Annotated in this window: 23 protein-coding genes and 1 pseudogene; 11 read left to right on the top strand and 13 right to left on the bottom strand. The window is 63.6% G+C overall.

Features of this window, described 5'->3' with window-relative positions; translation table 11 throughout:
- Nucleotides 1-108: 108 nt before the first annotated feature.
- Nucleotides 109-759 (bottom strand): DEAD/DEAH box helicase family protein, encoded by a 651-nt coding sequence (locus tag QMK34_RS30115; protein WP_326417898.1) that lies wholly within the window; start codon nt 757-759, stop codon nt 109-111.
- Nucleotides 760-1,159: 400 nt separating this feature from the next.
- Here QMK34_RS30115 and QMK34_RS30120 point away from each other — a divergent pair, with 400 nt between their 5' ends.
- The 4 genes from QMK34_RS30120 to QMK34_RS30135 all read left to right on the top strand — a co-directional run bounded on the left by QMK34_RS30120 (nt 1,160) and on the right by QMK34_RS30135 (nt 4,036).
- On the top strand, nt 1,160-1,915 hold the full coding sequence (locus QMK34_RS30120) for a hypothetical protein (RefSeq protein ID WP_326417899.1): 756 nt from the start codon (nt 1,160-1,162) through the stop codon (nt 1,913-1,915).
- 106 nt (nt 1,916-2,021) lie between these two features.
- Nucleotides 2,022-2,513, top strand: a complete 492-nt coding sequence (locus QMK34_RS30125) for a hypothetical protein (RefSeq protein ID WP_326417900.1) — start codon at nt 2,022-2,024, stop codon at nt 2,511-2,513.
- 331 nt (nt 2,514-2,844) lie between these two features.
- Nucleotides 2,845-3,078: a hypothetical protein gene (locus QMK34_RS30130; RefSeq protein ID WP_326417901.1), complete on the top strand. Its 234-nt coding sequence runs from the start codon at nt 2,845-2,847 to the stop codon at nt 3,076-3,078.
- A gap of 19 nt (nt 3,079-3,097) precedes the next feature.
- Nucleotides 3,098-4,036, top strand: coding sequence for a hypothetical protein (locus QMK34_RS30135; protein WP_326417902.1), 939 nt, complete (start codon nt 3,098-3,100; stop codon nt 4,034-4,036).
- A 431-nt stretch (nt 4,037-4,467) separates the two neighbouring features.
- On the opposite strand, the gene QMK34_RS30140 is transcribed toward QMK34_RS30135, so the two are convergent.
- From QMK34_RS30140 to QMK34_RS30190, 11 genes are all read right to left on the bottom strand, one after another.
- Nucleotides 4,468-4,992: a hypothetical protein gene (locus QMK34_RS30140; protein WP_326417903.1), complete on the bottom strand. Its 525-nt coding sequence runs from the start codon at nt 4,990-4,992 to the stop codon at nt 4,468-4,470.
- Between the two features lie 113 nt (nt 4,993-5,105).
- Complete coding sequence (locus tag QMK34_RS30145) at nt 5,106-5,447, bottom strand: hypothetical protein (RefSeq protein ID WP_326417904.1); 342 nt, start codon at nt 5,445-5,447, stop codon at nt 5,106-5,108.
- Between the two features lie 197 nt (nt 5,448-5,644).
- Nucleotides 5,645-7,069 carry a tyrosine-type recombinase/integrase gene (locus tag QMK34_RS30150; RefSeq protein ID WP_326417905.1) on the bottom strand — a complete coding sequence of 475 codons (1,425 nt, stop codon included), beginning with the start codon at nt 7,067-7,069 and terminating at the stop codon, nt 5,645-5,647.
- Nucleotides 7,069-7,296 (bottom strand): helix-turn-helix domain-containing protein, encoded by a 228-nt coding sequence (locus QMK34_RS30155; RefSeq protein ID WP_326417906.1) that lies wholly within the window; start codon nt 7,294-7,296, stop codon nt 7,069-7,071. The genes QMK34_RS30150 and QMK34_RS30155 overlap by 1 nt, the downstream gene beginning before the upstream one ends.
- A 153-nt stretch (nt 7,297-7,449) precedes the next feature.
- Nucleotides 7,450-7,806: a hypothetical protein gene (locus QMK34_RS30160; protein ID WP_326417907.1), complete on the bottom strand. Its 357-nt coding sequence runs from the start codon at nt 7,804-7,806 to the stop codon at nt 7,450-7,452.
- Between the two features lie 215 nt (nt 7,807-8,021).
- A complete protein-coding gene (locus QMK34_RS30165; protein WP_326417908.1) occupies nt 8,022-8,687 on the bottom strand; it encodes an antirestriction protein ArdA in 666 nt (221 codons plus the stop codon).
- Nucleotides 8,688-8,724: 37 nt separating this feature from the next.
- Nucleotides 8,725-9,339 (bottom strand): antirestriction protein ArdA, encoded by a 615-nt coding sequence (locus QMK34_RS30170; RefSeq protein WP_326417909.1) that lies wholly within the window; start codon nt 9,337-9,339, stop codon nt 8,725-8,727.
- Nucleotides 9,340-9,341: 2 nt separating this feature from the next.
- Nucleotides 9,342-10,400, bottom strand: a complete 1,059-nt coding sequence (locus QMK34_RS30175) for a DNA-methyltransferase (protein ID WP_326417910.1) — start codon at nt 10,398-10,400, stop codon at nt 9,342-9,344.
- On the bottom strand, nt 10,397-11,209 hold the full coding sequence (locus QMK34_RS30180) for a replication-relaxation family protein (protein ID WP_326417912.1): 813 nt from the start codon (nt 11,207-11,209) through the stop codon (nt 10,397-10,399). The genes QMK34_RS30175 and QMK34_RS30180 overlap by 4 nt, the downstream gene beginning before the upstream one ends.
- 127 nt (nt 11,210-11,336) lie before the next feature.
- Nucleotides 11,337-13,502, bottom strand: a complete 2,166-nt coding sequence (locus QMK34_RS30185) for a type IV secretory system conjugative DNA transfer family protein (RefSeq protein ID WP_326417913.1) — start codon at nt 13,500-13,502, stop codon at nt 11,337-11,339.
- Between the two features lie 760 nt (nt 13,503-14,262).
- A complete protein-coding gene (locus tag QMK34_RS30190; RefSeq protein ID WP_326417914.1) occupies nt 14,263-15,789 on the bottom strand; it encodes a recombinase family protein in 1,527 nt (508 codons plus the stop codon).
- A gap of 54 nt (nt 15,790-15,843) precedes the next feature.
- Between QMK34_RS30190 and QMK34_RS30195 the strand changes: the two are divergent.
- The 7 genes and pseudogenes from QMK34_RS30195 to QMK34_RS30225 all read left to right on the top strand — a co-directional run.
- Nucleotides 15,844-16,353: pseudogene (locus QMK34_RS30195) on the top strand (ATPase, T2SS/T4P/T4SS family); the annotation flags it as partial.
- A complete protein-coding gene (locus QMK34_RS30200) occupies nt 16,347-17,111 on the top strand; it encodes a type II secretion system F family protein (protein ID WP_326417915.1) in 765 nt (254 codons plus the stop codon). The pseudogene QMK34_RS30195 and the gene QMK34_RS30200, both read left to right, overlap by 7 nt.
- Complete coding sequence (locus QMK34_RS30205; protein ID WP_326417916.1) at nt 17,108-17,824, top strand: type II secretion system F family protein; 717 nt, start codon at nt 17,108-17,110, stop codon at nt 17,822-17,824. The genes QMK34_RS30200 and QMK34_RS30205 overlap by 4 nt, the downstream gene beginning before the upstream one ends.
- 29 nt (nt 17,825-17,853) lie before the next feature.
- Nucleotides 17,854-18,027, top strand: a complete 174-nt coding sequence (locus QMK34_RS30210; RefSeq protein ID WP_326417917.1) for a DUF4244 domain-containing protein — start codon at nt 17,854-17,856, stop codon at nt 18,025-18,027.
- Nucleotides 18,027-18,392, top strand: coding sequence for a TadE family type IV pilus minor pilin (locus tag QMK34_RS30215; protein WP_326417918.1), 366 nt, complete (start codon nt 18,027-18,029; stop codon nt 18,390-18,392). The genes QMK34_RS30210 and QMK34_RS30215 overlap by 1 nt, the downstream gene beginning before the upstream one ends.
- Entirely contained in the window at nt 18,382-18,741 is a 360-nt protein-coding gene (locus QMK34_RS30220) for an Rv3654c family TadE-like protein (RefSeq protein ID WP_326417919.1), read from the top strand. The genes QMK34_RS30215 and QMK34_RS30220 overlap by 11 nt, the downstream gene beginning before the upstream one ends.
- Nucleotides 18,742-19,158: 417 nt before the next feature.
- Complete coding sequence (locus QMK34_RS30225) at nt 19,159-19,785, top strand: bifunctional DNA primase/polymerase (protein ID WP_326417920.1); 627 nt, start codon at nt 19,159-19,161, stop codon at nt 19,783-19,785.
- A 56-nt stretch (nt 19,786-19,841) separates the two neighbouring features.
- Here QMK34_RS30225 and QMK34_RS30230 read toward each other — a convergent pair whose 3' ends face one another.
- The gene (locus QMK34_RS30230) at nt 19,842-22,259 is read right to left on the bottom strand and encodes a DEAD/DEAH box helicase (RefSeq protein WP_326417921.1); all 2,418 of its coding nucleotides are present in this window, start codon (nt 22,257-22,259) and stop codon (nt 19,842-19,844) included.
- Between the last annotated feature and the right edge of the window lie 59 nt (nt 22,260-22,318).

Consider the following 22,318-nt stretch of genomic DNA (forward strand, 5'->3'; position numbering starts at 1 on the left):
CTTGAGGAGTACTGGGCCTACCACCTGCTCAAAGAACATTATCGCCGCCACGAAACCCGCTACACCCACCAGCAAAACGACTACATCCTCGCTGGGTGAGCCCCTCCCTCAAAACGAACCACACCCATCCCTAATGGTGATTCCAGGCGCCACGATTAGGAACCGGTTAGTAAAGCGCTGGTCACGAGGCGACTGCACCTTGTTGAGGGTCTGCCACGCAAGGAGCATAGCCATCACGACTGTTTTGCCAGATCCGGTGGCCATTTTGAGGGCCATCCGAGGCAGGTTGCTATTGTGCGCCGCGTTCTGAGGCTCCAAGCGGTTTCGCCAGTCGGCGTACCCGTGACTACGACCTGCCACCTCAGTTAGGAAGATCGCGGTCTCAGCAGCCTCCCGCTGGCAGAAGAGAACACGGTTCTCTCGCTTAGGATCGGCCCAGTGCTGGAGCAGCTTGCGTGTGATCGGGGTGACTCCGGCGTACTCGCCATCCCGACGCCATTTGGCAACATCGCGCCGGATGTCGTTAATGAGGGTGTTGCGCTCACGTCGCTCCCCGGTGGCGTCGAAGTCAAACTCGATCTGCGGAGCATCGTCCTGCCCTGACCTGCGCTTCTTGGTAACTGCGATAGGGATGAAGGATTCGCTCGGTCGGCGACCGACCTGGATTTCTCCCGTTGGCCCCTTTGGGCCAATGGCATAGTGCTGGTCCGGTTGCTCATACGGCGAGTTCAGGATCGGATTATCGATCGGTTTCGTCATGCCAGCGCTGCTCCGTCCCTCTCCATGGAAGCATGGTAGCGGCACTTGCAGATCGACGGTTGCGTAACACGGAGCGTGCCGTCCATAGCCTTGAGACTGCAGGACGATGGCCGCCCAGGCTACGTAGAGTCACGCCGCGAGCTAATCTGGTCGTGGCGATGTCTCGACCTCGATGCGCGTCGAGAGCCGTGAGTGACACTTCGTGCGGGGTCAGTCGATGGCAGGAAGGGCTGAGTCACGCTATCGGTATCCAAGCTCATGGGCATCACCGGCGCCAACCCTGCTCACCTTCGAGCAGGGTTGGCGCCGGTTCGACCAGTGTCGCCGAGGACACGGGCTGCGAACGGTCGTGGTCGCTGAGGTGCCAAACTGGATGGAACGACGATTCAAGGAGTTCGGTGTGGCCACTGACGCCCTCGAAGGACCGATCCCGGCGTTGAGCGGACGGGGCCAGCCGGTCCTCGACCTGCTGGACAGGGCCATCGGCCTGCAGACACCGCTGGTGCGCAAGAACATCGCCCGGGCCCGCCAGCGCAACCCGGAGGCGACACCAGCGGAGGTCGTCCGCACCTTGGAGCGGATGTACGTCAGCGCCCTGGCGAGCACAGGGGCCGCGGTCGGGGCCACAGCGGCCGCGCCGGCTGTCGGTACTGGGATCGCGCTGGCGTTGTCGGCGGGTGAGTTCTTCTCCTCGCTCGAACTGAGCACCCTGTTCGTGCTCTCGCTCGCCGAGGTCCACGGGGTCCAGCTCGACGAGATCGAACGCCGCCGGACGCTCGTCATGGGGATCCTGCTCGGCCAGTCCGGTTCCGAGACCATCATCGGCAAGGTCGCAGAACGCACCGGTCAGCACTGGGGCCGCCAGCTCGTCGGCAAGGTGCCCACGGCGACGCTGCGCCAGATCAACAAAGTCCTGGGTAGAAACTTCATCACCAGATACGGAACTAGGCAGGGGATCATCGTGCTCGGACGGGTGGTCCCGTTCGGCATCGGTGCGGCGATCGGCGGCGGTGCCAACGCTACTGTGGCTGCCCTGGCAGTCCGGGCCGCCCGACGGGCGTTCGGCCCGGCACCGCAGGCGTGGCCCAAGGCATCGCTGGATCCCGTGCTTCCGGCGCTGGATTCTCAGCTCGTTCCTCCTGATCAGTGCTCCTGACCGGCACCCGTAGCTGACCGGCTCCTGAACTGGTAACGCTGTGGGCCTGAGGCCCGACTCAGACTGGCCAACACCGAATCGTCAGACTAGTCCGGGAGAAGCCAGCATGAACGAGGCCGAATCGCTGAACCTGATCAGCCAGGTTCTTCAGAAGTCGTACGCCGGGCACTGGGTCCGGAGTGACCTGGCAGGAGAAACCATCTACTGCGTTCAGCGCGACGGCAAGACGATCACTACCCTCTGGGTCAGCGAGCGCGCCGAACGACTCTTCATCTCAGTTTCATGCGGACTCGCTTACAATATTCCCCACAATATCGACGTCCTTGTCCACCTGAACGAGCAGATTCAGGAGATGTACTTCGGCAAGCTTTACTCGATCGCGGGGCAGGGAAACGCGCACACCGTTGTGACAAGCATGTTGATCCCTGCGGCCCCGTTGTCGTGGGCGAACACGGCCTCCACCGACTATGCCTGGCTGATCATCAATTCGATGATCGCACACGGCGAGAGTTTGGCCCCAGCCCTGGTCGAAAAGTTTGGCGGGCAACACTTCGACTTCTCCGACGTTCATGCACACGTTCTTGTGATGAGTACGTAGGTTTCCCGAGGTGACAGCGAGCAAGCTGCCGTGGCGATCACCGTCCGGCAGCTGGAACGCCTTCAGGCCACGCTCGTCATGTCACGATACTGCTGGCAACGCCGAGTATCGCTTAGTTGCAACGAGTAGGACTTCGATCCTTTCGGGGCGTATCAAGTTTCTTCCGCTGCTGCGCCGGACGGACTCGCCTGTCGACGCGGTACGGCTCGTGGTGGACGGTAGTAGCACGACGGCACTACTACAGGAAACTGGGCATCTTCGCCCAGTCGCTCAGGTCGTTGAGGTAGCAAAAGGTTGATCAAATAATCGACATGGCGCATAATGGTCTCATATGACAAACGAACAACTCTTAGAAGATCTAAAGCAATTCGTCTCAGTGACGGTGTCGCAGGCAACGGCTAATCTTGCCACGAAAGACGAGATCGCAGAACTCGCTACAAAAAAAGAGATGGATAAACGCTTTAATGACATCGACGAGCAGCTGAATGAAGTCCAGAACGCTCTCGGCAGAGAGTTACGAGACCACGAAAAGCGCATGCGCCGTCTTGAAGCGAAAGCTGCGTAGATCCAGCGGATCAACTGATATGACCCAAAATGGCAATACCCGCATCGAATCATCCGATCCAGATCCTGCGCACATGGCGAGATTCTGCGCTGAGATTCTTCCAAGCATACTCGTGGAGGCTTGTCATGTGTCGCCAGCCAAGGCTGAGATCATCGGCCGGGATGTTTTCGCACGCGCCGAAGCCTTCGCCGCGCTGAACGCGGCTGATCAGGAAATCCTGGCGTCGCCCTTTGTCGAAGAAGTGGCCACCTATCATCCCCTTGAGGCATCGGTCAGTTTGAAAGCGTTCGTCAATGTGGTCGTTCGCAACAGCTTGCTGGAAGAAGCGCACGCGGCAGGTCCTGTCAACGACGGTGGACTTGAAGTTGTCACGACCGCCGCGGTAGCACCCCTCTCACACCTGCTGGCAGCGAGGCGTCGGCAACCGCTGTCGCCGCCAGATGACCTGTTCGTCCACCTTCCGGAACGTTATCCCCGAGCGTGGGCTGCGCTCCGGTCGCTGGTCGACGCTCTTGGTTCTGGAGGGCGTCATGACTACCGTTCACCCGACGCGCCGGTGCCGCCGTTGCCTGCTGTGGATCAGGTCGTCGCGAGCCGTCCTTCGCAGGAGTTCGATAACGCGGTGGTCGAGAGTGCCATCGATCCACTGTTCAACCAGCACCTGCTTGACGGGCTAACACTGGTCATTGCTGAAAAAGTGCCGTTCTATCTGCCGTCACTCAGTCGTATTTCCCGCAACGTCGATAAGCTGCTCTACGTAATCGAGCTGCTGCTCGCTCACGATGTCCCCATTCTTACCACTAACTACCTTTTGCGCAGTGATGATGTCTGGGTGCGCAAAGGTGCGCTCGTCCCACCCGATAGCAGGGATCCTCGTCGCGGCCTGACGATCCTCGACGGTCTGAGCGGTGCGCACCGGAAGATGGTACGGGAGGTGGGTATATCGCTGGCCGAGTGATGACAGCGCGACAGTGGGTCGTCGGCTCCGCTTATCGCAGCGGCCTTCCGGTGTCGGCAGTCACGATCGTCTAGCTGACGGCAAAGTTGACGGCAACGCAGCCCAACTTCCATGTCCGCGCACGTGTTTGTACGACGTTGTTTATGGTGGTGAGGCGTTCTTGCAAGGTGGCTTCAGATGGCTTTCAGGGCCGTGTGTCACTGTCTCGGCGCCAACTTTGACATCGCTCGAGGTATTCTTGTCGAACTGGTTCTCCGCCCAGTCGACTGATCGCTAACGCCAGCTGGTCTGTCGTGCCGTCAGGACGGCGTGGGTCCGCTCTATCGCCTTCGCGTCCATGGCCGAGTGCGGCAGGGTTTGAGGTGGCCGACGCCAGGTTGAAGGCTTGGAATCAGAAATCTCTCGTACTCTGGCCTTCATGAGGGCAAGACTCAGGTAAGGTTAAGCTTTGATAAAAATAACTTCCGAACCTCACTCTGATTAGTCGGAATCCCGTCTAGGGGAACCATGGTATGAGATCTGTACGTCTCGCCCTCGTTTCCTGAGACAAAGAACCCGTGGTCAGGAACCCAAGCGCGTTCTTGTCGGCGAAAGCGCACAACGCCAAAACCCATATAGCCTTTTTGGCCAGACTCGACGAGCGTATTGGTGAATATGTAGTAAAATTCGCGAGCGGACTTGTCCATGTAGCTAGCCTCGGTGGTCCAGTGGCAAAATGGGCGACCATCGTTGTGATAGTTTGTCCCATCAAACGTCCACATTTTGCGCCGCCGGTCGTATCTAATCTCACCCATACTGCATCGGCGTTCGCCCGAATCGTCGACAAGCTCACCCCAATTTCCGATCATCTTGATGGGGTCGTACATGCGATCAGTCTTTGACTTTACATACTGATAGATGTAGTTTGCGGCGACGCCAAACGGAATGCCAGCAAGGAGGAGTAAAAGATCTTTCACGCCTGCGGCTCCTCCTCTTGCGGTCCCGGTCAGAAGCAAGCTTCAGGCTCGCTATTCTACTGGCCTGTCAAGTATCTACGCCCGCGAAGTCCGATGTGATAGACGGAGGTCTCCTACTTGACATGCTCAGCCTGTTCCGTAGTCCAGGCTGGGCTCGCGATATACAGGAGTTTCATATTACCGTCGAAGAAATACTTTTCGTTCGGCATTAAGAGTACCTGATCATCTGTGGAGAGATCTTCTTTCGTTTGCGCGGTGGAGATGGTTCCGTTCCCCTTGACAATGTGGACCAGGGAAGTGCAGGCCGTATTCAGTGCCCACCCCTCGTCCGGGTAGCGGCCCGCCAGTTCGATCACCGCAGCATTCACTGAGTCACTCGGCAGTTCGTATTCGTATGCAAGGCATGCGCCTGAGTTCTTGTATTCAATCGCCTCATTTGACCTTCGTACATCCATATGGACTCCTCGCTAATTAGTTATCTTTTAGATAATACTACACTTACTGGCAACGGCGGCGGAAGTATCATTCGCGGCGTGTCGTTTGGCAAAGTGTCGTGATCAGCCGTCGGTTGCGCTGACGACATGCGGGATGCCACTTTGGATTGCAGTGATCCCGTAACGATATGATTCGGGTTCGGTGCAGAAGCCCGGGACTATCGGCCGTCATCCGCCGGCACGATAGCGACGTTGACGGCTGCGCTGACGGCAGCACAGCCGAGAATCCACTGTCTTGAGCGGGTTCGCAAGAGATGGTGTAGCTCTGTTGAGCGGCCAATGATACTGTCGTTTTTCGACATGGTAAGGATGAGGTCCTGGGTTCGAATCCCAGTCGTGGCTCCAGATATGAATGCTCTAAGTCGGTAGATGAAAATGTTGCTCTGACGGCTACTTTGACGGCAACGGCTGCCGTCAGCCACACTCTCAAACCTCCCGTTCCCTTCGGTCTGGGAGGTTTTTGGTTCCATCTGGTTAAGCGCCATCTCCAAGCGATTGACCGCCTCGCGCCGGGAGGCCATGTCGCCATGCTGGTAGATCTGCTGGGTGATGGACACATGGGAGTGCCCGAGGATCAACTGGGCGTCACGGGCTGGGACGTTGAGGTTCTTGAGCATGGTGGCCGCAGTGTGCCGAAGGGCGTGCATCTTGACCGAACGTAGGTGGCCGCGCCTGCAGATCCCGAGGTAGGCTCGTACGAAATTTCCCGGCTCGATCGGTGTGCCGAGGCTTGTGGTGAACACCAGGTCGTGATCAGGCTCGGTTCTGACCAATCGTCGTGCGTATTGCTGCTGGAGCGCGTGACGCGCGAGCTCGACTAGGGGCAGATCTCGGCGACCAGCTCGTGTTTTTACTGGCCCTTGCAGCACTTCAGTGCCGACGCGCAGCAGTTGTTGGCGTACACGCAGTTCATCGCGGGCGAAGTCGACATCCTGCCACCGAAGCCCCAAGACTTCTCCTCGACGGAGACCGTAGACCAGAAGAAGCAGGTACGCCGCGTACCACATGTGTGGCTTCGCGACAGTTAGAAACTGCACCGCTTCGTCTGGAGACCAGGGGATGACCTCGGGCGATTCATGCGGTGGAAGTTGGACGAGCCGTGCCACGTTGCGGGGGACGAGCTCCTCCTGCTCGGCTCTGGTGAGAGCAGAGCTTAGTACCTTTCTCATGATGTACGTCTTCGGAACCGAATGACCTTCGTCGATCTGCCGGTTGAGGTACGTCTGCAGGATGGGGACGGACAACCGCTTGAGCAGTAGTCCTCCGATCCCGGGCTTTAAGTACAACCTGACGACCGTTTCGCACTGCGCGTAGGTGGATGGCCGACGATTTGGTCGGACTACTTCAGTGAGCCAGTAGTCCAAATATTCGCCGATTCGCCAAGACTTTTCAACGGTTGGAATGCCGTGCTGGTCCTGAGCCTTGGCTTCAATCAGCTTGGCGTGTACCTCGGTTCGGGTTTTGCCGTAGACCCGAACCCGCTTACGGGTGTCACTTGTGGTTGTGACATAGAGCGCGGCCTCGTAGCGGCCGTCCTTCCGTTTGTACAGCGTGCCTTCGCCATTGGCCTTGCGACCCGGCATCAGGTACTTGCCTCCACGCGCAACTGTTCGATGAGATCGTTAACTGCATTGACAGGCACCAGGCGCCGTCGTCCGATACGGATGGTCGCGAGCTGGTGGCGTTGGACAAGCTTATTGAGCGACCACCGGCTGATCCGAAGCTGTTGGCGGGCTTCTTCCATAGTCAGCAAGGCGTGGACTTGAATGTTCTCGCTTGATGTTTCTTCTGATGGTTCCGTTCTATTCATGTATGTCCTTCCATTGTATAACGTTAATCGCATTAATCTCATTAATCTGTGTCTGTTGTCCGTTTTCACATTGACGTTTCCTGTGGTCGTGCTGGCTAATTAGTAAGGTCACAGGTAGCGCGGGGAAGGGCGCTACCTGTGACCGTCTTGCCGCTACTCCTTGTCTGGAGTACGGCGACCCCGAGTGGGCTTTGGCGCTTCGGCTTTGGACGATTCGTCCGTCGCCGTCGCCGCAGCCTCAGGAACCTCCGGGCTCGTGTTGCCAAACAGTCCTTCGATCGCTGCCTTGCGGGCAGCGGCCTCCTCCTCGATTTCGGCCAGTGCCTGTGCAGCTCGCTTGGCGAAGTCGGGTTCGGCCTGCTTGTGCGCTACGTACTGCTCGACAGCCCGCAAGATGGCAACCGTCAGGTTGATGCCATCCAGCTGCGCTACCAGCGAGAACTGCGCGTGCAGTCCTGGCGGTAGCTTGATGCCGAGCGTTTTGGTGCCGTTCTTGCTGGGATCAGTCACGACTGATCTCCTCCTCGGTGTGGTGCGGCCGCCCATGTCCGCCGGGCACGGCGAAACGTGGATGAGCGGCCGCAGTCCACCGAGGAGGTGGCCTTGCGGCTCAGCGCAGGAAGACGTGGGTTTTGCCATCCGCGCCGTCGACGATGTCCCACTTCTCGCGGCCGTCGCGAACGACCTTGGCGTAGTCGATGGTCACGAACGGTCTGAGCTGCGGATCAAGCTTGCGGTCGAGCTGGAGTTCCCAGTCGAAGTCTTCGCCGACCGCTCGCGCAGTCCTCGGCGGAGTCGAAGCTGCCTATGTAGCGCTCACCGAAACGATGGAGGGCGTCGTTGTCCTGAACGTCGATCGCTTCGAGGTAGGCGGCGTAGGACGCCCCGTAGTGGTGGATGTTGCGGCCGATCACGGCAACGATGGCGAGTGCTGTCCGCTCCCCGGGTTGGTATCCGTGGAAGCCGCGGTGCTCTCGGATGGCGTAGCTGTATGCCCCGGAAACTGGGGAGGCTGCCAGCATGGCGACCACCTGGGTCTGGATATCGGTCAGGTCGTCGGTGGTGTCGATCCAGCGGCCGTGCAGCTGTCCAGCTTCCTCGGCGGCTTCACACGTCACGTAGATCCGTGGCGCTTGACCGGGCAGCAGCTCATCGCTGCGGGGTCGGTCGTGTGCAGTCTGCTCGAACTCGACGACGGCTTCAGCCTCGTCGGGGCGGATGCCGGCGTCGAGGAGGCGTTCGAGCCGGGCGCGGTTGCGCTCACGCTCCCTCGAAGCGTCGACGCGTGCGTTCTCGATGTGGGCTTGTGTCTCGGGGTCGTCAGTGCCATAGCTGTTGGCACCAGGTTGGTGTTCACCTCCTCGGTCCGGGTTGTGTGGTTGTCTTTCCATAATGAAGTTCTCCTTATTTAGTTGTAGTACTGGACTTCTAGACGCCGAAGACGTGGATGCCGTCGTCTCCGTGCACCACGTAGAAGCCGTTGCTTTCGTCGCTCGCCCAAGCGGTGTAGTCGATCCGGACGTACGCGAGTAGATCATCATCGAGGCGTTCATCGATCTGCTGTTGCCAGCCAAGGTCGGTGATGGCCGCGCGTCCCCACGCTTCGGGACTGGAATACGTCCCGCGGTAGTGATGGCCAAATCGACTGAGCATCTCCTCGTCCGTGCCGATCCAGTCCACGTAGACGGCGAAGGCCTCGCCATAATCGGCGACTCCACGGGCTAACCGTGAGATGAGCGTGGTGTCGGTAAGCGTGGACAGGTTAATCCCCGCGAAGTCTTCTGCGCCGTGGATCGCCCACTGTGCCGCCCCGACGGTTGGTGAGCTGTCGAGCATGGCGGTGATGTCCGCGTCGAGCTCGTCGGTGTCTTGCAACGCGTCGATCCAAAGGCCGTGCCGGATGCCGCGTTCCAGGCTGACCAGATCGGCGACGTAGACGCGCGGGTGGCGCCGGGACGACCGTTCTGGCTGATCAGAGGCGTGCTCGTGGTTCATTTCGACGTGGTGCTCGCCTCCGTTGGGTTGGCGTGGGTGTTGTTCCATGATCAGATTTCTCCTCTACTTGTCTTGGTGTTCTGTTGTTGGACGCGCCAGTCTTTGACCCGCTGCCGGGCAAGCCCGGCATACGCCGGGTTCAACTCGATGCCGATCCAGTCCCGCTCGTGTGCTTCGGCGGCGATGGCCACGGTGCCGGAGCCGATGAACGGATCGAGCACGACGCCGGGTCGCCAGCCTGTGTGACCGCAGGTGGGCTGAAGTGGGCCGGTCGCCAACCGCCGCCCACTCAACATCTGGGGCGCGCGTCGCCATGGTTGTCCACAGGTTGTGCATAGTCGCTGTGGACAGGTTGCCAGTAGGGGGCGGCGCACGAGCTCTACGGGGAACGTGGCGAAGTGCACACTCCGATATCTGGCGGTGGCTGTTCGCCACACGTCGCCAGGGTTCTTGCCGAGCGGGTGACTGCCGCGTCCAGCAGCTTTCATGCTGGTCAGACCATGGTTGAGGTTGATTCTCGGTGACTTACCGCCGCCCTGCGATGGGACGGCGCTACGGGGAAGCGACGGGGCTGGCGGGGATCGACCCAAGGGGGTTGTGACGGCGGAGGACGACGCGGCACGCACGGCATCGAGATCGAAGTAGTACTTCGGCTGCCGTGTGAAGAAGTAGACCAACTCGTGCGTGGTGGTGAACCGGTCGGCCACACTGGACGGCATCGGGTTCTTCTTGCTCCACACCACCTGATTCCGCAGGAGCCACCCAGCTTCGGTGAGTCGCAGTGCCACTCGTTGCGGCCCCAAGAGCAGACTCTTCTTAATTGCACCCTCTTGCAGGTGGCGACTGTAGCCGTCGCCGAGATTGAGCCATAGTGAGCCGACCGGGGTGAGGACTCTGGCCAGGTCCCCACAGACAGCCGCGATGTCAGCAGCCCAGGCGTCGACGTGAGTCTCCGCTCCCATCTGGTCGGCGTGGCCGTAGTCGCGCATGGCGAAGTACGGCGGGCTGGTGATGATGCAATCCACCGACGCGTCTGGAAGGTCCTTGAGACGGGCGCGGACGTCGCCGACGAGAACCTGCCGGAGCGGAAGCTCAGGCAGCCGCTTCATACAGTCATCTCATCGACGGGCGGTCGTAACAGCTGGTCGACGGCGCCAGATTGAAGCGCGACTGAGAACAGCCCCCGGGCTCCTGCTGGTAGCCGCTCGATGGTGCGAGCGATCGCGGCATGCCGTACCTGGTCTGGCACCAGCCACCACACCCGCGGGAAAACACCGTGCCTCTGTTGTTCCTGACCCGCGCGCCAGTAGTCGACGTAGACACCAAGCTTGCGGGCGATGGTCGGCACGCTCTCGGTGCTCATATCCATCTCGACGAAGCTGCTCAGCTCGTACTCGCCGACCGTTACGCGGATAAACCCGTCTGGCTTGAGCGTGCGCTGCTGCCTGTCGTCACCAGTGAACTGGCGCCACGCTCCTGGTTCAGCCCTCAGTTCGTCGATCTGACAGCGGCCGGCGCGCTGGTACTCGTCAAGTGCGACTGCAACGTCCCCGACCGCCAGGATGTGATCCAAGAAGGCGGGTCTGGTCTCGATAACGCGGCGATGTCGTCGCTGCTCGACTTGGTCGGCGTCAAGGACGGCGTGTCCCCAGCCGCCGAGGCCGTAGACGTATCCCTCGGACCCGGCATGGTTGCCTCCGATACGCCGTGCCAAGCGCACGACGACTTCGATCTCCGTGAGCCGTTTCAGTGAGGCGCGCGCTTTACGGGCCTGGGTAGCCACTTGCCCGGAGCCGAAGTGCAGGCGGCGGAGCTGGGCACCGGTCATGAGCCGAAATTCTTGAAGTGATCCAAGGACAGCCAAGTCGCGTGCACTCAGCTGGGCAGCCAGCCGACGAGCGCGCATTTTCTTGCTCATGATGACCTCCAATGAGCAGGAAAATGTCGATGGCGCGCACCTCGCACTCCCACTGGTCGAAGCCATATTTGGTCGAGTTGACCGGCAGTCCGACCGGTAGGCCGCTGGATGTCCCTGATGAGCCGGATCATGAGCGCTTCCTCCGCGTTCCGATCGGCGTCTCGGGCGGGGCGTCTTCGCCGTGCCATCGCTTCAGGACGATGGCATCGAGTTCCTCCGGAGCGATGCCGTAGCGCTCGGCGCTGAGGCGTCTGACAGCATCGCCGTCGCTGATCGGCTTCCTCAGTGGTGGCGTCGCCACATCGAATGCAGCGCTCGGTGCCCCTTCGGTGAGCACTCGAGCGACAGCATGGAATGCCGGAAGGTGCTCCAGGTCGTGTGAGGTGACCGGTTTACCGAGGACACGTGCCAGCGTTGGCGCGTCACCATCCGCAGGGCGAAAGACCACCCGACTCCTGGCGTTGGCGAGCACCGCTGTCCGCAGTTCAGCGTTCAGCTGACCCAAATGCTGGTGCGCGACGGTGAACGAGGTCTTGGCTCCCCGTGCCCGTGCCAAGACGTCGGCGAAGTCCAGGCCAGCGGTGAACTGCTGCCACTCGTCGACGATCACGGTGACTTCGCGTCGTTGATCTGCAGGTTTGGCGGTTTGCCGCTGTATCGCTTCCCATAGTTGTGAGAGCAACACGCTGCCGATGAGTCCGGCCGTTTCCTTGCCGACCATCCCGGCGTTGAGGTTCACCAAGACGATCGGCGGAGTCGAGGTGAACAGCTGGTCCAGCTGAAACCGTGGTGAAGGCTGGCTCAACATGCGGCGGACGCTGGGACGGGAAGTTACCGCTCGAAGCTTGTTCAGTACCGGGGCGACGACGTTGGCGCGTTCGGCTTCGGAGATTGCGTCGAACCAGGCCGCCCATGGGTCCAAGACCAGCGGGTCGCTCACCGAACTCAGAACGCGGCGACGGAACGTCGCGTTAGTCAGGAAGACCGGAACGTCTGGCAGCGTGCCATCGTCGAGTCGGCAGATGGCGATCAGGGCGTGCAGCAGTACGTCAGCCGAGCGAGGACCGATAGCCGTGCCGAACAGGTCGCGAAACAGTTGGAGGAGCGAGTCCGCCCGTCGTTCGGCATCGATCCGGGGGCCGCTGACTGGATTGATGCCGACTACCGGACCCTCTGCGCCGGGGTCGATGACGACGACGTCGTCGCGTCGCCCGGCAGGCAGCCGGGCCAGTACGTCGGCGACAAGATCCCCCTTGGGATCGACAAGCAGAAGGGATCGCCCAGCAGCGACGTCGCGTTCCGCCCAGTTGGCGAGCAGGGTCGACTTGCCGACTCCGGACGGCCCGATCAGATGCGCGTGCCCGGCATAGCTGGACCACGGTAGGTGGACAAGTCGACCTTCGGTTGCCGGGTGCTGGCTGGTGCCAAGCATCCGCTCCGGGGTGGGGTTGGCGACCAGGAGAGACGCCGGGGGTGGTGCAAATGTGCCGGTCGCGCCAGGCGCCGCAACGTCGGCCAATGGCCATCCCAGAAGTGTCGCCAGCTCAGCGGCGTTCACCATTCCTGACCAGCTGCGACGCCGCGCCATGACGCGGATGAGCTGGGTAGCCGTCTGGCCGGACTGCTGGGTTGCACGTATCTGCGTTCGTGGTCCGTTGGCCAACGACAGCACCGTGAGCGCTGATGTGAGAAGTGCAGCGCCGCGTTTTGGATTGGCCGTGACCGCGCCGATTCGGCCGCGCACGCCGAGCAGGAATGCTTCGCTCAACTTCTGCTTCCAGCCTTGCCGGTCGCCGGCATCCGGCCGCTGCGGCGTCGTGATGCCAAGCAGATCGAGCGGGGTCATTGGACTCGGTTGCCGCGTGTACGTGTGGCTGGGACCGACGAGCCACTGCACCACGATTTGCTCTTTTGAGTGAAGTTCATCACTCAGATGGAGCAGTCCGGCCGCCACGCCACCCGCTGTGTCCAGGCGAAGCGGATGACTCACGCTCGAAGGACGGACTTCGCGGGCAGTAACCGGCGTTGGGCGTTCGGGGGAGTCGGCTCTCGTGAGAATCAACCCAGGCAGCTGGGCGAGCAGTTGATCCCGGAGGCTGGTGGCGATGTCTGCCTCGATGCCGATCAGCCAACGCACCTGATCTTTGCCAAGCCACAGCTCGAAGGCCACGACCGGCTGCAGTTGCCGGATGCCACGCCGGGGGCGACCACCGAGCACGCGGACCAGTCCTGTGACCTCGGCCAGCGTCAGATCACGCGGCGGGTAGGCGTTGAACCACTGGATCTCGGTCATGGTCGTGCCTCAAGCTGGACGTGGCGCCGGATCCCTCCAATCGCATCGTGTCGGACCTGCGATGGATGGGCAGAGGTGGTGTACGGCTGCCTCAACCTCGGGCTCGACCAGTGCGGCCAGAATGGCGTTGTAATTTTGACGGAGTGGCCCGAATTGTAGTCGGACATAGGAAAAACCTCCTTTCGATAAACTCGAAACGAGGCGTACATACACACAATAGACACACCGTGGCTTGACAATGCAAGGCAAGAGGAATGTAATGTAGAGCACGCATCCTCGTTTTCGAGGGTGTGGTAAATCGGGCAAAGGCGGCAGCGTCAATGGAACACGGCGCAGGCATCTGTCAAGATATATCCTGCGTGGTATCCGATGCTGCTCGCCTCGACCCACAGTTATTATTTATATATCGCTTGCAAATTAGCAAGCATAAACTACAATTCTACAACTCCGACCGGTAGGTTCCGGTCTCTGTTGCTGCGCGGTTCGATTGCTGATTCACGCCACGTGCGGTCATGCCGAATTTCGACTGTACTACTTCGCGGTTATGTACTGTGAGCCGTCAAGCATGCCTGCAGTTCGATGTGAATGCTGGAATCAATCGCAAGTTTGCTATATAATTTGAGGAGTTAAGCAGGAATCATATTTATGGCAACAAGCAACGATTTGGATCTAATTGCGTACATCAAGAAGACGTGCAAAGAAAATGACGTCCCCGCCAAAGTGACCGACAGGGACGTCATTGCTAAGCTGCAGTCGCTTGTTAGCAGCGAGCGACGAGCTCAACGGAATCTAACTCGAAGCGCCATCCTCGCCAATGCTGGACCGCGCCAGAGCAAGGGTGAATCACCACCTTCTTAACTACGAGCTTAACCACGCTTCGCTGCCAGTCTAGTGAGGCATTTTCCCAGAGCTCTCGAACGGGCTGCCCGGAGGGGAGCAGGGCCGATACTTGCGGGTCGTACAAGGGGCTCAGCTTGTCGTTGAGGTCTTCTATCGCTTGGTCGGCAGATGCCAGCATCGTGGTGTAGTCGGCCTTCTCGTGTTCGCCGAGTCCGTACTCTCGGACGAGATTTTGGCGATGCGCCTGCATGTGCGTCAACTCCTTCAGTAGCTTGTCGATGAGTTCTTGGTTGTCGTTCGAGTCGGCGAGTAAGCGCCCGATCTCTGGTGTATCGAGGCGTTGAAGCACGAACTCGGTCACCAGGGCATCGATGGGGTCAGCTCCTCGGTAGATGTGGCCGCATCCCTTAGGTGTTCCTGCGTTGTACGTTGGGTGGCAGCCGTAGCGCCGCTGAAAGACGCCTGACTTGAGGTATCTGCCACCTCCGCTTGCGCCGACACCACAGACCCCACATTCGATCAGGCCGGTGAGAAGATACCCGCGTCCTAGTGTCTCGTCACGTGCCCATGGCCTAGCGCGCTTCTGGAACTGGGCAACCATCTGGGCGTGGGTTGCGCGGCTGATGATCCCCTTCCACTCGGCGCGAAACTCGACACCGTTGTACTCGCAGATGCCGCGCTTTTCAGGATCTTCGTCGTCAAAGATGACGTAGCGCTTCTTGGTCATGAGCCGTTGGAAGTTGCTTGCCGTCCAGTCTCCTCCGGCTGCGGCGGGGATGCCACGACTGTTGAGATCACGGACAATCCAGGTGGCGCGTTCGCCAGCGACAAGTTTGTCGACGTTGCTCTCGAACACTGCGACCTCGTGGTCCACGAGCGCCGTGTTGAGTGTTGCCTTGTTGAGAAGGTTGCCGTGTTCATCTTTGATCGGCGGCTCGTAGCAGTACGATCGGACCCCGCCATGATGCTTGCCGTTCTTGGCTCGAGCACCTTGCTTGCGCCTCGTTCGTTTGGAAATCTTGGCCGACTCAAGCATGGCGTTGTTGACGGCTGCAATGGCGGCATGAATGCCTTCGGGTGTTGAAAGATCGTACCCAACGCCGTCGGTCGTCCAGATGCCGCGAAGGCGGGTAGTTTCGGCCATCTTGATAAGGCCAAGCAGTTCGTCCAGCCGTCGGTATAGTCGGGTCATTTCCGTGGCGACGATGATCTCGACCTTGCCGCCTTCGATGGCGGCAATCAGCCGGTCGTAGTCGGGCCTGGGCTTCTTGCTGAACTTGCTGATGCTGATGTCGTTGTCTTTAAACCTCAGTGCGACCATGCCGCCGTTTTCCTCGACAAAGTCATCACCTTCGGCGATTTGGATGCCGACGTTCTCGCTCAAACCAGAGCGATCCTTGGATAGCCTTGCATACAGTGCGATGAGAAGTGAGTCTGTAAAAATCATTATTTGCGTTCCCCGTTACAAGATCATTTTATCAAATAACGGGTGTATAAACAATGTGTCGAGGACGCGGGCGAGCTGCAGCCCACGCATCCCCAGTTCGTCCGGCTCGTTTCGCGGCCGCCGAACGTCGAGGGCGCTGGCGGGGTCGGCCTGCCGGAGCTCGTGCGCCAGGCCCTGCGCATGCGCCCGGACAGGCTGATCGTCGGTGAGGTGCGAGGCGGAGAGGTCGGATCGCTGTTGAACGCACTCAACACCGGGCATGAAGGCGGCGCCTGCACGCTGCACGCCAACTCACCGGCCGAGGTCCCGGCCCGGTTGGAGGCGCTGGCGGCGCTGGGCGGGCTCGGCAGGACGGCGCTGCACAGCCAGCTGATGGCCGCCGTGCGAGTGGTCTTGCACATGAGGCGGACAGCCGACGGGGTCCGGCGGCTGGACGAGGTCGGCGTCCTGTCCCGCCTCGACGGTGAGCCGAGGGTCGTGTCGGTCTGGCGTGACGGCCAGTGGACCGAACAAAGGCCGTTCTTCACCGAACTCTTCGACCGCCGGAGGGCAGCGCGGTGCTGACCGTCTCCTGTTCCTTCGCCCTCGGCGGCGCCGCCATGTTGTGCTGGCCGACCCCGGCACGCCGGTTTCCCGGAGCGCTTCGCCGCGCTTCGTGGTCGCCACCGGGCTCGTGGTTCGGCTGGCTCGGCTTTGTGCCGGTGGTCGCCGTCTGGCCCTTGCTGGGTGCCGGAGGGGTGCTCGCCGTCGGCGTGCTCGCGCTGGTGTGCCGCCAGGAGTGGCGGGGCCGGGCGAGGAGCCGCGTTGAACTGGCCGCGTCCGAAGGCGCCGCGTCGGCGTTGCGGGTCATGGTCGCGGAGCTGCGGTCGGGCGCCCATCCGGTCCTCGCGGCGGAAGCCGCGGCCGAGGCGGTGCCGGAGGCGGCCGACCGGCTGCTCGCGCTGGCGGCCGCGGCTCGGCTGGACGGCGATCCACTGGCCGGGGGCGAGAGCTTTCCGGAGCTGGCGAACGCCTGGGCGCTGGCGAGGCGGTTCGGCCTGCCGATGGCCGAGGTGCTCGACGCCACCCGGCGCGACGTCGAGGCCGGGGTGGGATTCGCGCGCAGGTTGAAGGCGAAGATGGCCGGTCCGCGGGCGAGCGCCGCAGTGCTGACGGCCTTGCCACTGGCCTGCGTGCTGCTCGGCGAGGGCATGGGCGCCGCGCCGCTGCACGTCTTCGCGGCGACGGTGCCCGGCCAGTTCCTGCTGGTACTCGGCAGTCTCCTGATCTGGGCGGGCACGGCGTGGTGCCGGGCGCTCACCGGACGGGTGGTCCTCCGATGAGCGCCGTCGCGATCACGCTCATGGCCGCGGCCCTGTTGTCGTGGCCCGCGGGACGACGGCTGGTGCCGATGTCTCCAGCCACCCGTCCGGTGCCGGTCTGGTTGCGGTCCCGTGCCGCGATCCCCGCCTGGGTCGGCCTGCTCACGGGTGCGGGCGTGTTCGCCGGGCTCGGCGGGGGATCGGGTGTGGGTTGGGGCGTCGTCACCGGGCTCGGTGCCGGTTGGGGCGCCCCGCGAACGCTCCGGCGTGCGGCCCGTCGCGCCGGAGCCGTGGACTTCCTGCGCTCGGCGGCCGTGCTCGACCTGTTCGCGGCCTGCCTGCGCGGTGGCTTGCCGGTGCCCGTCGCCCTCGAAGCCGTGGCGCAGGGCGCGCCGCCGGGAACAGCCGCCGCGTTCCGGTCCACTGCCGCGCTGCTCGCACTGGGCGCGGATCCGGCCGAAGCGTGGGCGCCGGTCCGTGAGTGCCCGGGAACGGGCGAACTCGCGGTGGCCGCGGTCCGGACAGCTCGTGCCGGTACCGCGCTCGCCACCTTCTCGGCCGACCTCGCACAGCGCCTTCGCGGCTTGCTGACGGCCGAGGCCGAGGAGCGGGCCGAACGGGCCGCGGTCGTGCTGGCCGCGCCGATCGGGCTCTGCTTCCTGCCCGCTTTCTTCTGCCTCGGCGTGCTGCCGGTCGTCATCGGACTGGCCCAGCGTCTCGGCGAGTTCATTTGACCATCCACAAAGGACAGAAAGGCACCACCATGAAACTCCAGCGACTGCGCACCTCCGACGCCGGGATGAGCACGGCGGAATACGCCATCGGCACCTTGGCCGCCGCCGCGCTCGCGGCCGTCCTCTACACCGTCGTCACCGGGGACTCGGTCCTCGCCGCGCTGACCGCGCTGGTCCAGCGGGCGTTGTCGGTGACGTTCTGATGGCCGTGGTCCTCCGGCGTGACGGCGGGTCCGTGACGGTCGAGGCCGCGATCGGCCTGTCCGCGCTGACGGCCGTGTTCGGTCTCCTGCTGGCCGGCGTTGGCGCGGCAGGTGATCAGGTGCGCTGCACCGACGCCGCCCGCGAGGCGGCCCGGCTGCTGGCGCGGGGTGAGCCCGCCTTGGCGGAGGACGCCGTCCGCCGGATCGCGCCGGCGGGGGCGCGCCTGGAGGTTCATCGCGAGGGCGACGCGTTCACCGCCGAGATCCGTGCCGACCCGGCGGTGGGCCTGTTGCCGGGCCTCCACCTCCAGGCGCGGGCCTACGCCGTTGCCGAGCCGGGAACGGAGGCCGGTCGTGCGGGCTGAGCGGGATCGAGGGGTCGCCACCGTGTGGACGGCGTCGATCATCGCGGCGCTGCTGTGTGTCGTCGGTTTCGTCTACTGGCTCGGCGCGGTGGTCGTCACCCGGCATCGAGCCGAGTCCGCGGCCGACCTGGCGGCGCTCGCCGCGGCCGCGCACGCGGCGGAGGGCCCCGGCAAGGCCTGCCAGCGGGCGCGCTGGGTGGCGGAGGGCATGTCCGTCGCGCTGGTGACCTGTCGCTGGGAGCGGCGAGACGCGCTCGTCGAGGTCCGTTCGCCGCTGCCGGGCGCGCTGGCGAGGTTCGGCCCGGTGGGCGCACGGGCCCGCGCCGGGCCGGTCGACAAGCCGCCGTAGGTCCGCCGGACGAACGGTCACCCGGGCCTGACCCGTTGATCACGACCTGCGGCGGCGCCGAGGCACGAGCAGCGGTCGCTGGCACACGGCGAACGGTCAAAAGTGCCGTTTTCCTGGGGTCGAGCGGGTACTTCAGCAACCGCGTGTCGCTCGGCGAAAGTGTGGATACCGGGGTCTGGTGCGACGAACGGCACATCTCCGGTCGTCAGCGTCCGATGATCGGTTCGCCCGGATTCGGTCGGACGGTGTGCTACCGCGCGTTCATCGCCCGGTAACCGCCGGTTGTCGCGTGGGGTCTTCACGCAAACTGCAAATTGCCGTTTATTGAGATGTGCGCCACCTCACCTCGAAGCGGCGCGGGTGGCGGCAGGCGCCGGCGACACACACCGCAGGCGATACACACAGACAGGAAACAGCATGTTGGACGCGAATTGGCCGGACAGCTGGCGGAACGCCTTCCGCATCGAACTGCGGGCGGAGGCGATCGGTCTCGCCTGGCGTGGCTGGCCTGTCATGCCGGGTGCCAACCCCGACTCGATCACCGATGAGGACGACCTGACCTGGCGCCGTCCGGTTCCCGCCAAGGACAACTGGCGCGAGCTGCTGGGCACCCACGCCCACGAAGCGGCCACCTGGTTCAACGACCGCACGCACAGCCTCCTCGTCGCCACCGGCACCGTGCTCGACGCCATCGAGGTCAGTGACGAGCTCGGCAAGCGGGCCGCCCGCCTGCTGCGGGCCACCGGACACCCGGCGCCGATCGTGGCCATGCCCAACGGCCGCTGGCTGTTCCTCACCACCGTCGCCGACCACATTCCCGCGGAGCTGGCCGATCAGGCCACGATCCAGTGGCACGGTGCCGACAGCTACATCCCGCTGCCCCCCTCGCCGTTCCAGCTCGGCGTGGTCCACTGGCGGGTCAAGCCCGAGGTCTGGGGCTGGCAGCTGCCGGCGGCCGCCGCGGTGCACGAGGTTCTCGTCCGCGCGCTCGCCGGTGAGCAGGCCGACCTGACGGCTCACCTCGTCGAGACCACGGCTGCCTGATTTCCCTTCTCCACCCGCCCAAAGCCACCCGCCCAAAGCCACCTAGTGGCCGGCCGCTAGGAACCGTGCCGACGCACAGCCCCTAACACGGTTCCCAGCACGGCTACTGCACCCGCCTTGTCCAGCGGATCGTTACCGTTCCCGCATTTCGGTGACTGGACGCAGGACGGGCACCCCGTCGGGCATTCGCAGGAGATGATCGCCTCCCGCGTTGCGCGCAGCCATGGGACCACCGCGGCGAAACCGCGGTCGGCGAATCCCGCACCCCCGGGATGACCATCGTGCACGAACACCGTTGCCTCCCCGGTGTCCTCGTGCCACGCGGTGGACACGCCGCCGATGTCCCAGCGGTCGCACGTAGCGAACAGCGGTAGCAGGCCGATCGCCGCGTGCTCGGCGGCATGCAGGGCACCGGGGACGCGCGCCGGATCCAATCCGGCGCCCCCCGGTGTCCTGCCGGCTTCCCCGGTCCCCACTACGGAAGTCACCTCGGTCCCCACCGACGCAGCACCCCCGGTCCCCGCCGAATCACTTCCCAGCAGCTCCGCCGAGATCGTGTACCAGACAGCCCTCGTCCGCAGGCTCTGCTCCGGCAGGTCCAGCGGCGTCTGGTCCAGCACCTCGCCGGACGGCCGCCGCCGCAGGTAGCCGACCACCTGCGAGGTCACCGAGACCTCGCCGAGGCACACGCTCACACCGCCGTAGTCGCTGCGCTGCAGCGTGCTCTCCACCGTGATGTCGACGATCTCGCGCGGCGACGTGTTCCAGTCCGGGTTTTCGGCGTGCACGAGCGCGAGCCCGGTCTCCAGGTCCAGTTCGTCGACGACGTACGACGAGCCCTGGTGCAGGTACACCGCCCCGGGATGGACGGCGAAGCACGCGGAACCCGGGTCGACCGTGCCGAGCATCCGCCCGGAATCGGCCTCGACCACCGCTACCTGTTCGCCGCCGGAGCCCCGGATCCCGACTTCGGCATGCGGCCGGTCCCTGGAGGTCCAGTACCAGCCACTCGACCTGCGCCGCAGGATCTTCTCGGCGACCAGGTCGTCGAGGACGGCGCGCGCCGCGTCCCCGCCGAACTCCGCGACCTCGGGCTCGGTGAGCGGCAGCTCCGCGGCCGCGCAGGCGAGCTGCGGAGCCAGGACGTACGGGTTCGCCGGGTCGAGCACCGCCGCTTCGACCGGTCTGTCCAGCAAGGCTCCCGGATGGTGCACCAGGTAGGTGTCCAGCGGGTCGTCCCGCGCGACGAACACCACCAGCGCCGCGTCGCCCGCGCGCCCGGCGCGGCCCGCCTGCTGCCAGAACGACGCGAGCGTGCCCGGGTACCCCGCCAGCACGACGGCGTCCAGCCCGGCGATGTCCACGCCCAGCTCCAGCGCGTTCGTCGTGGCCACCCCCAGCAACCGGCCAGACAGCAGCGCGGCTTCGAGGGCCCGCCGCTCCTCAGGCAGGTATCCCGAGCGGTACGCGGCCACCGCGTCGGCCAGCGCCGGGTCCACTTCTGACAGGATCCGCTTCGCGCCCAGCGACGTCAGCTCCGCGCCGCGCCGGGACCGGACGAACGCCAGCGAGCGGGCGCCTTCGATCACCAGCTCGGCCAGGATCCTCGACGTCTCCGCGCCCGCCGAACGCCGGACCGGGGCGCCGTTCTCGCCGGTGATCTCGGTGAGCAGCGGCGGCTCCCACAGCGCGACAGTGCGTGCTCCGCGAGGCGAGAAGTCTTCGGTGACCGCCGTGCACTCGACTCCAGTCAGCAGCTCGGCGAACGCCGCGGGCTCCGCCGTCGTGGCCGAAGCGAGCACGAAGACCGGCGAGCCGCCGTAGTACCGCGCGACGCGCTTCAGCCGCCGCAGCAACAGCGCGACGTGCGACCCGAACACACCGCGATAGCTGTGGCACTCGTCGACGACGACGTACGAGAGCTGCTTGAAGAACCGGGCCCATCGCGCGTGCGAAGACAGGATCCCGCGATGCAGCATGTCCGGGTTCGTGAACACCCAGTTCGCGTGCGCGCGCACCCAGTCACGCTCGGCCATCGGCGTGTCCCCGTCGAACGAGGCCGCCCGCACCGGCCGGATGTCCAAAGAGGACACAGCGCGCAGCTGGTCCGCGCCCAGCGCCTTGGTCGGCGACAGGTACAGCGCGGTCGCCTTCTCGTCGGCGATCAGGGCGGACAACACCGGCAACTGGTACGCCAGCGATTTACCGGAGGCGGTGCCCGTCGACACGACCACGTGCCGCCCGGCGAACGCCAGCGACGCCGCCTCGGCCTGGTGCGTCCACGGCGCGCTGACCCCACCCGCCCGCAGCGCCTCGACCGCCGCCGGAGCGGCCCACTCCGGCCACTCGGCGAAGGACGCTTCCTGGGCCGGGAGGTCGGCCACGTGCGTGATCGGGCTTCGCTCGGCCGGGATCCCGGCGGTGACCCGGCCCAGCAGCCAGCGGCCTCTGCTCGAATCCGCGGCGGTATCCACTTTCCGAGCTTGACACAGGCCACCGACAAGTTCGGAAAAGGCCGTGAATCGCGACTACG

Origin of the sequence: Amycolatopsis sp. H20-H5 (assembly GCF_035828755.1) — a bacterium.
Taxonomy (GTDB): Bacteria; Actinomycetota; Actinomycetes; order Mycobacteriales; family Pseudonocardiaceae; genus Amycolatopsis.

Bases quoted from the DNA above. Each gene is read 5' to 3' on its own strand.
- QMK34_RS30210 (WP_326417917.1), top strand. From the start codon at position 17,854: ATGAAACTCCAGCGACTGCGCACCTCCGACGCCGGGATGAGCACGGCG.
- QMK34_RS30180 (WP_326417912.1), bottom strand. From the start codon at position 11,209: ATGAGCAAGAAAATGCGCGCTCGTCGGCTGGCTGCCCAGCTGAGTGCA.
- QMK34_RS30125 (WP_326417900.1), top strand. From the start codon at position 2,022: ATGAACGAGGCCGAATCGCTGAACCTGATCAGCCAGGTTCTTCAGAAG.
- QMK34_RS30225 (WP_326417920.1), top strand. From the start codon at position 19,159: ATGTTGGACGCGAATTGGCCGGACAGCTGGCGGAACGCCTTCCGCATC.
- QMK34_RS30165 (WP_326417908.1), bottom strand. From the start codon at position 8,687: ATGGAAAGACAACCACACAACCCGGACCGAGGAGGTGAACACCAACCT.
- QMK34_RS30185 (WP_326417913.1), bottom strand. From the start codon at position 13,502: ATGACCGAGATCCAGTGGTTCAACGCCTACCCGCCGCGTGATCTGACG.
- QMK34_RS30130 (WP_326417901.1), top strand. From the start codon at position 2,845: ATGACAAACGAACAACTCTTAGAAGATCTAAAGCAATTCGTCTCAGTG.
- QMK34_RS30155 (WP_326417906.1), bottom strand. From the start codon at position 7,296: ATGAATAGAACGGAACCATCAGAAGAAACATCAAGCGAGAACATTCAA.
- QMK34_RS30170 (WP_326417909.1), bottom strand. From the start codon at position 9,339: ATGGAACAACACCCACGCCAACCCAACGGAGGCGAGCACCACGTCGAA.
- QMK34_RS30215 (WP_326417918.1), top strand. From the start codon at position 18,027: ATGGCCGTGGTCCTCCGGCGTGACGGCGGGTCCGTGACGGTCGAGGCC.
- QMK34_RS30135 (WP_326417902.1), top strand. From the start codon at position 3,098: ATGACCCAAAATGGCAATACCCGCATCGAATCATCCGATCCAGATCCT.
- QMK34_RS30115 (WP_326417898.1), bottom strand. From the start codon at position 759: ATGACGAAACCGATCGATAATCCGATCCTGAACTCGCCGTATGAGCAA.
- QMK34_RS30175 (WP_326417910.1), bottom strand. From the start codon at position 10,400: ATGAAGCGGCTGCCTGAGCTTCCGCTCCGGCAGGTTCTCGTCGGCGAC.
- QMK34_RS30150 (WP_326417905.1), bottom strand. From the start codon at position 7,069: ATGCCGGGTCGCAAGGCCAATGGCGAAGGCACGCTGTACAAACGGAAG.
- QMK34_RS30190 (WP_326417914.1), bottom strand. From the start codon at position 15,789: ATGATTTTTACAGACTCACTTCTCATCGCACTGTATGCAAGGCTATCC.
- QMK34_RS30205 (WP_326417916.1), top strand. From the start codon at position 17,108: ATGAGCGCCGTCGCGATCACGCTCATGGCCGCGGCCCTGTTGTCGTGG.
- QMK34_RS30145 (WP_326417904.1), bottom strand. From the start codon at position 5,447: ATGGATGTACGAAGGTCAAATGAGGCGATTGAATACAAGAACTCAGGC.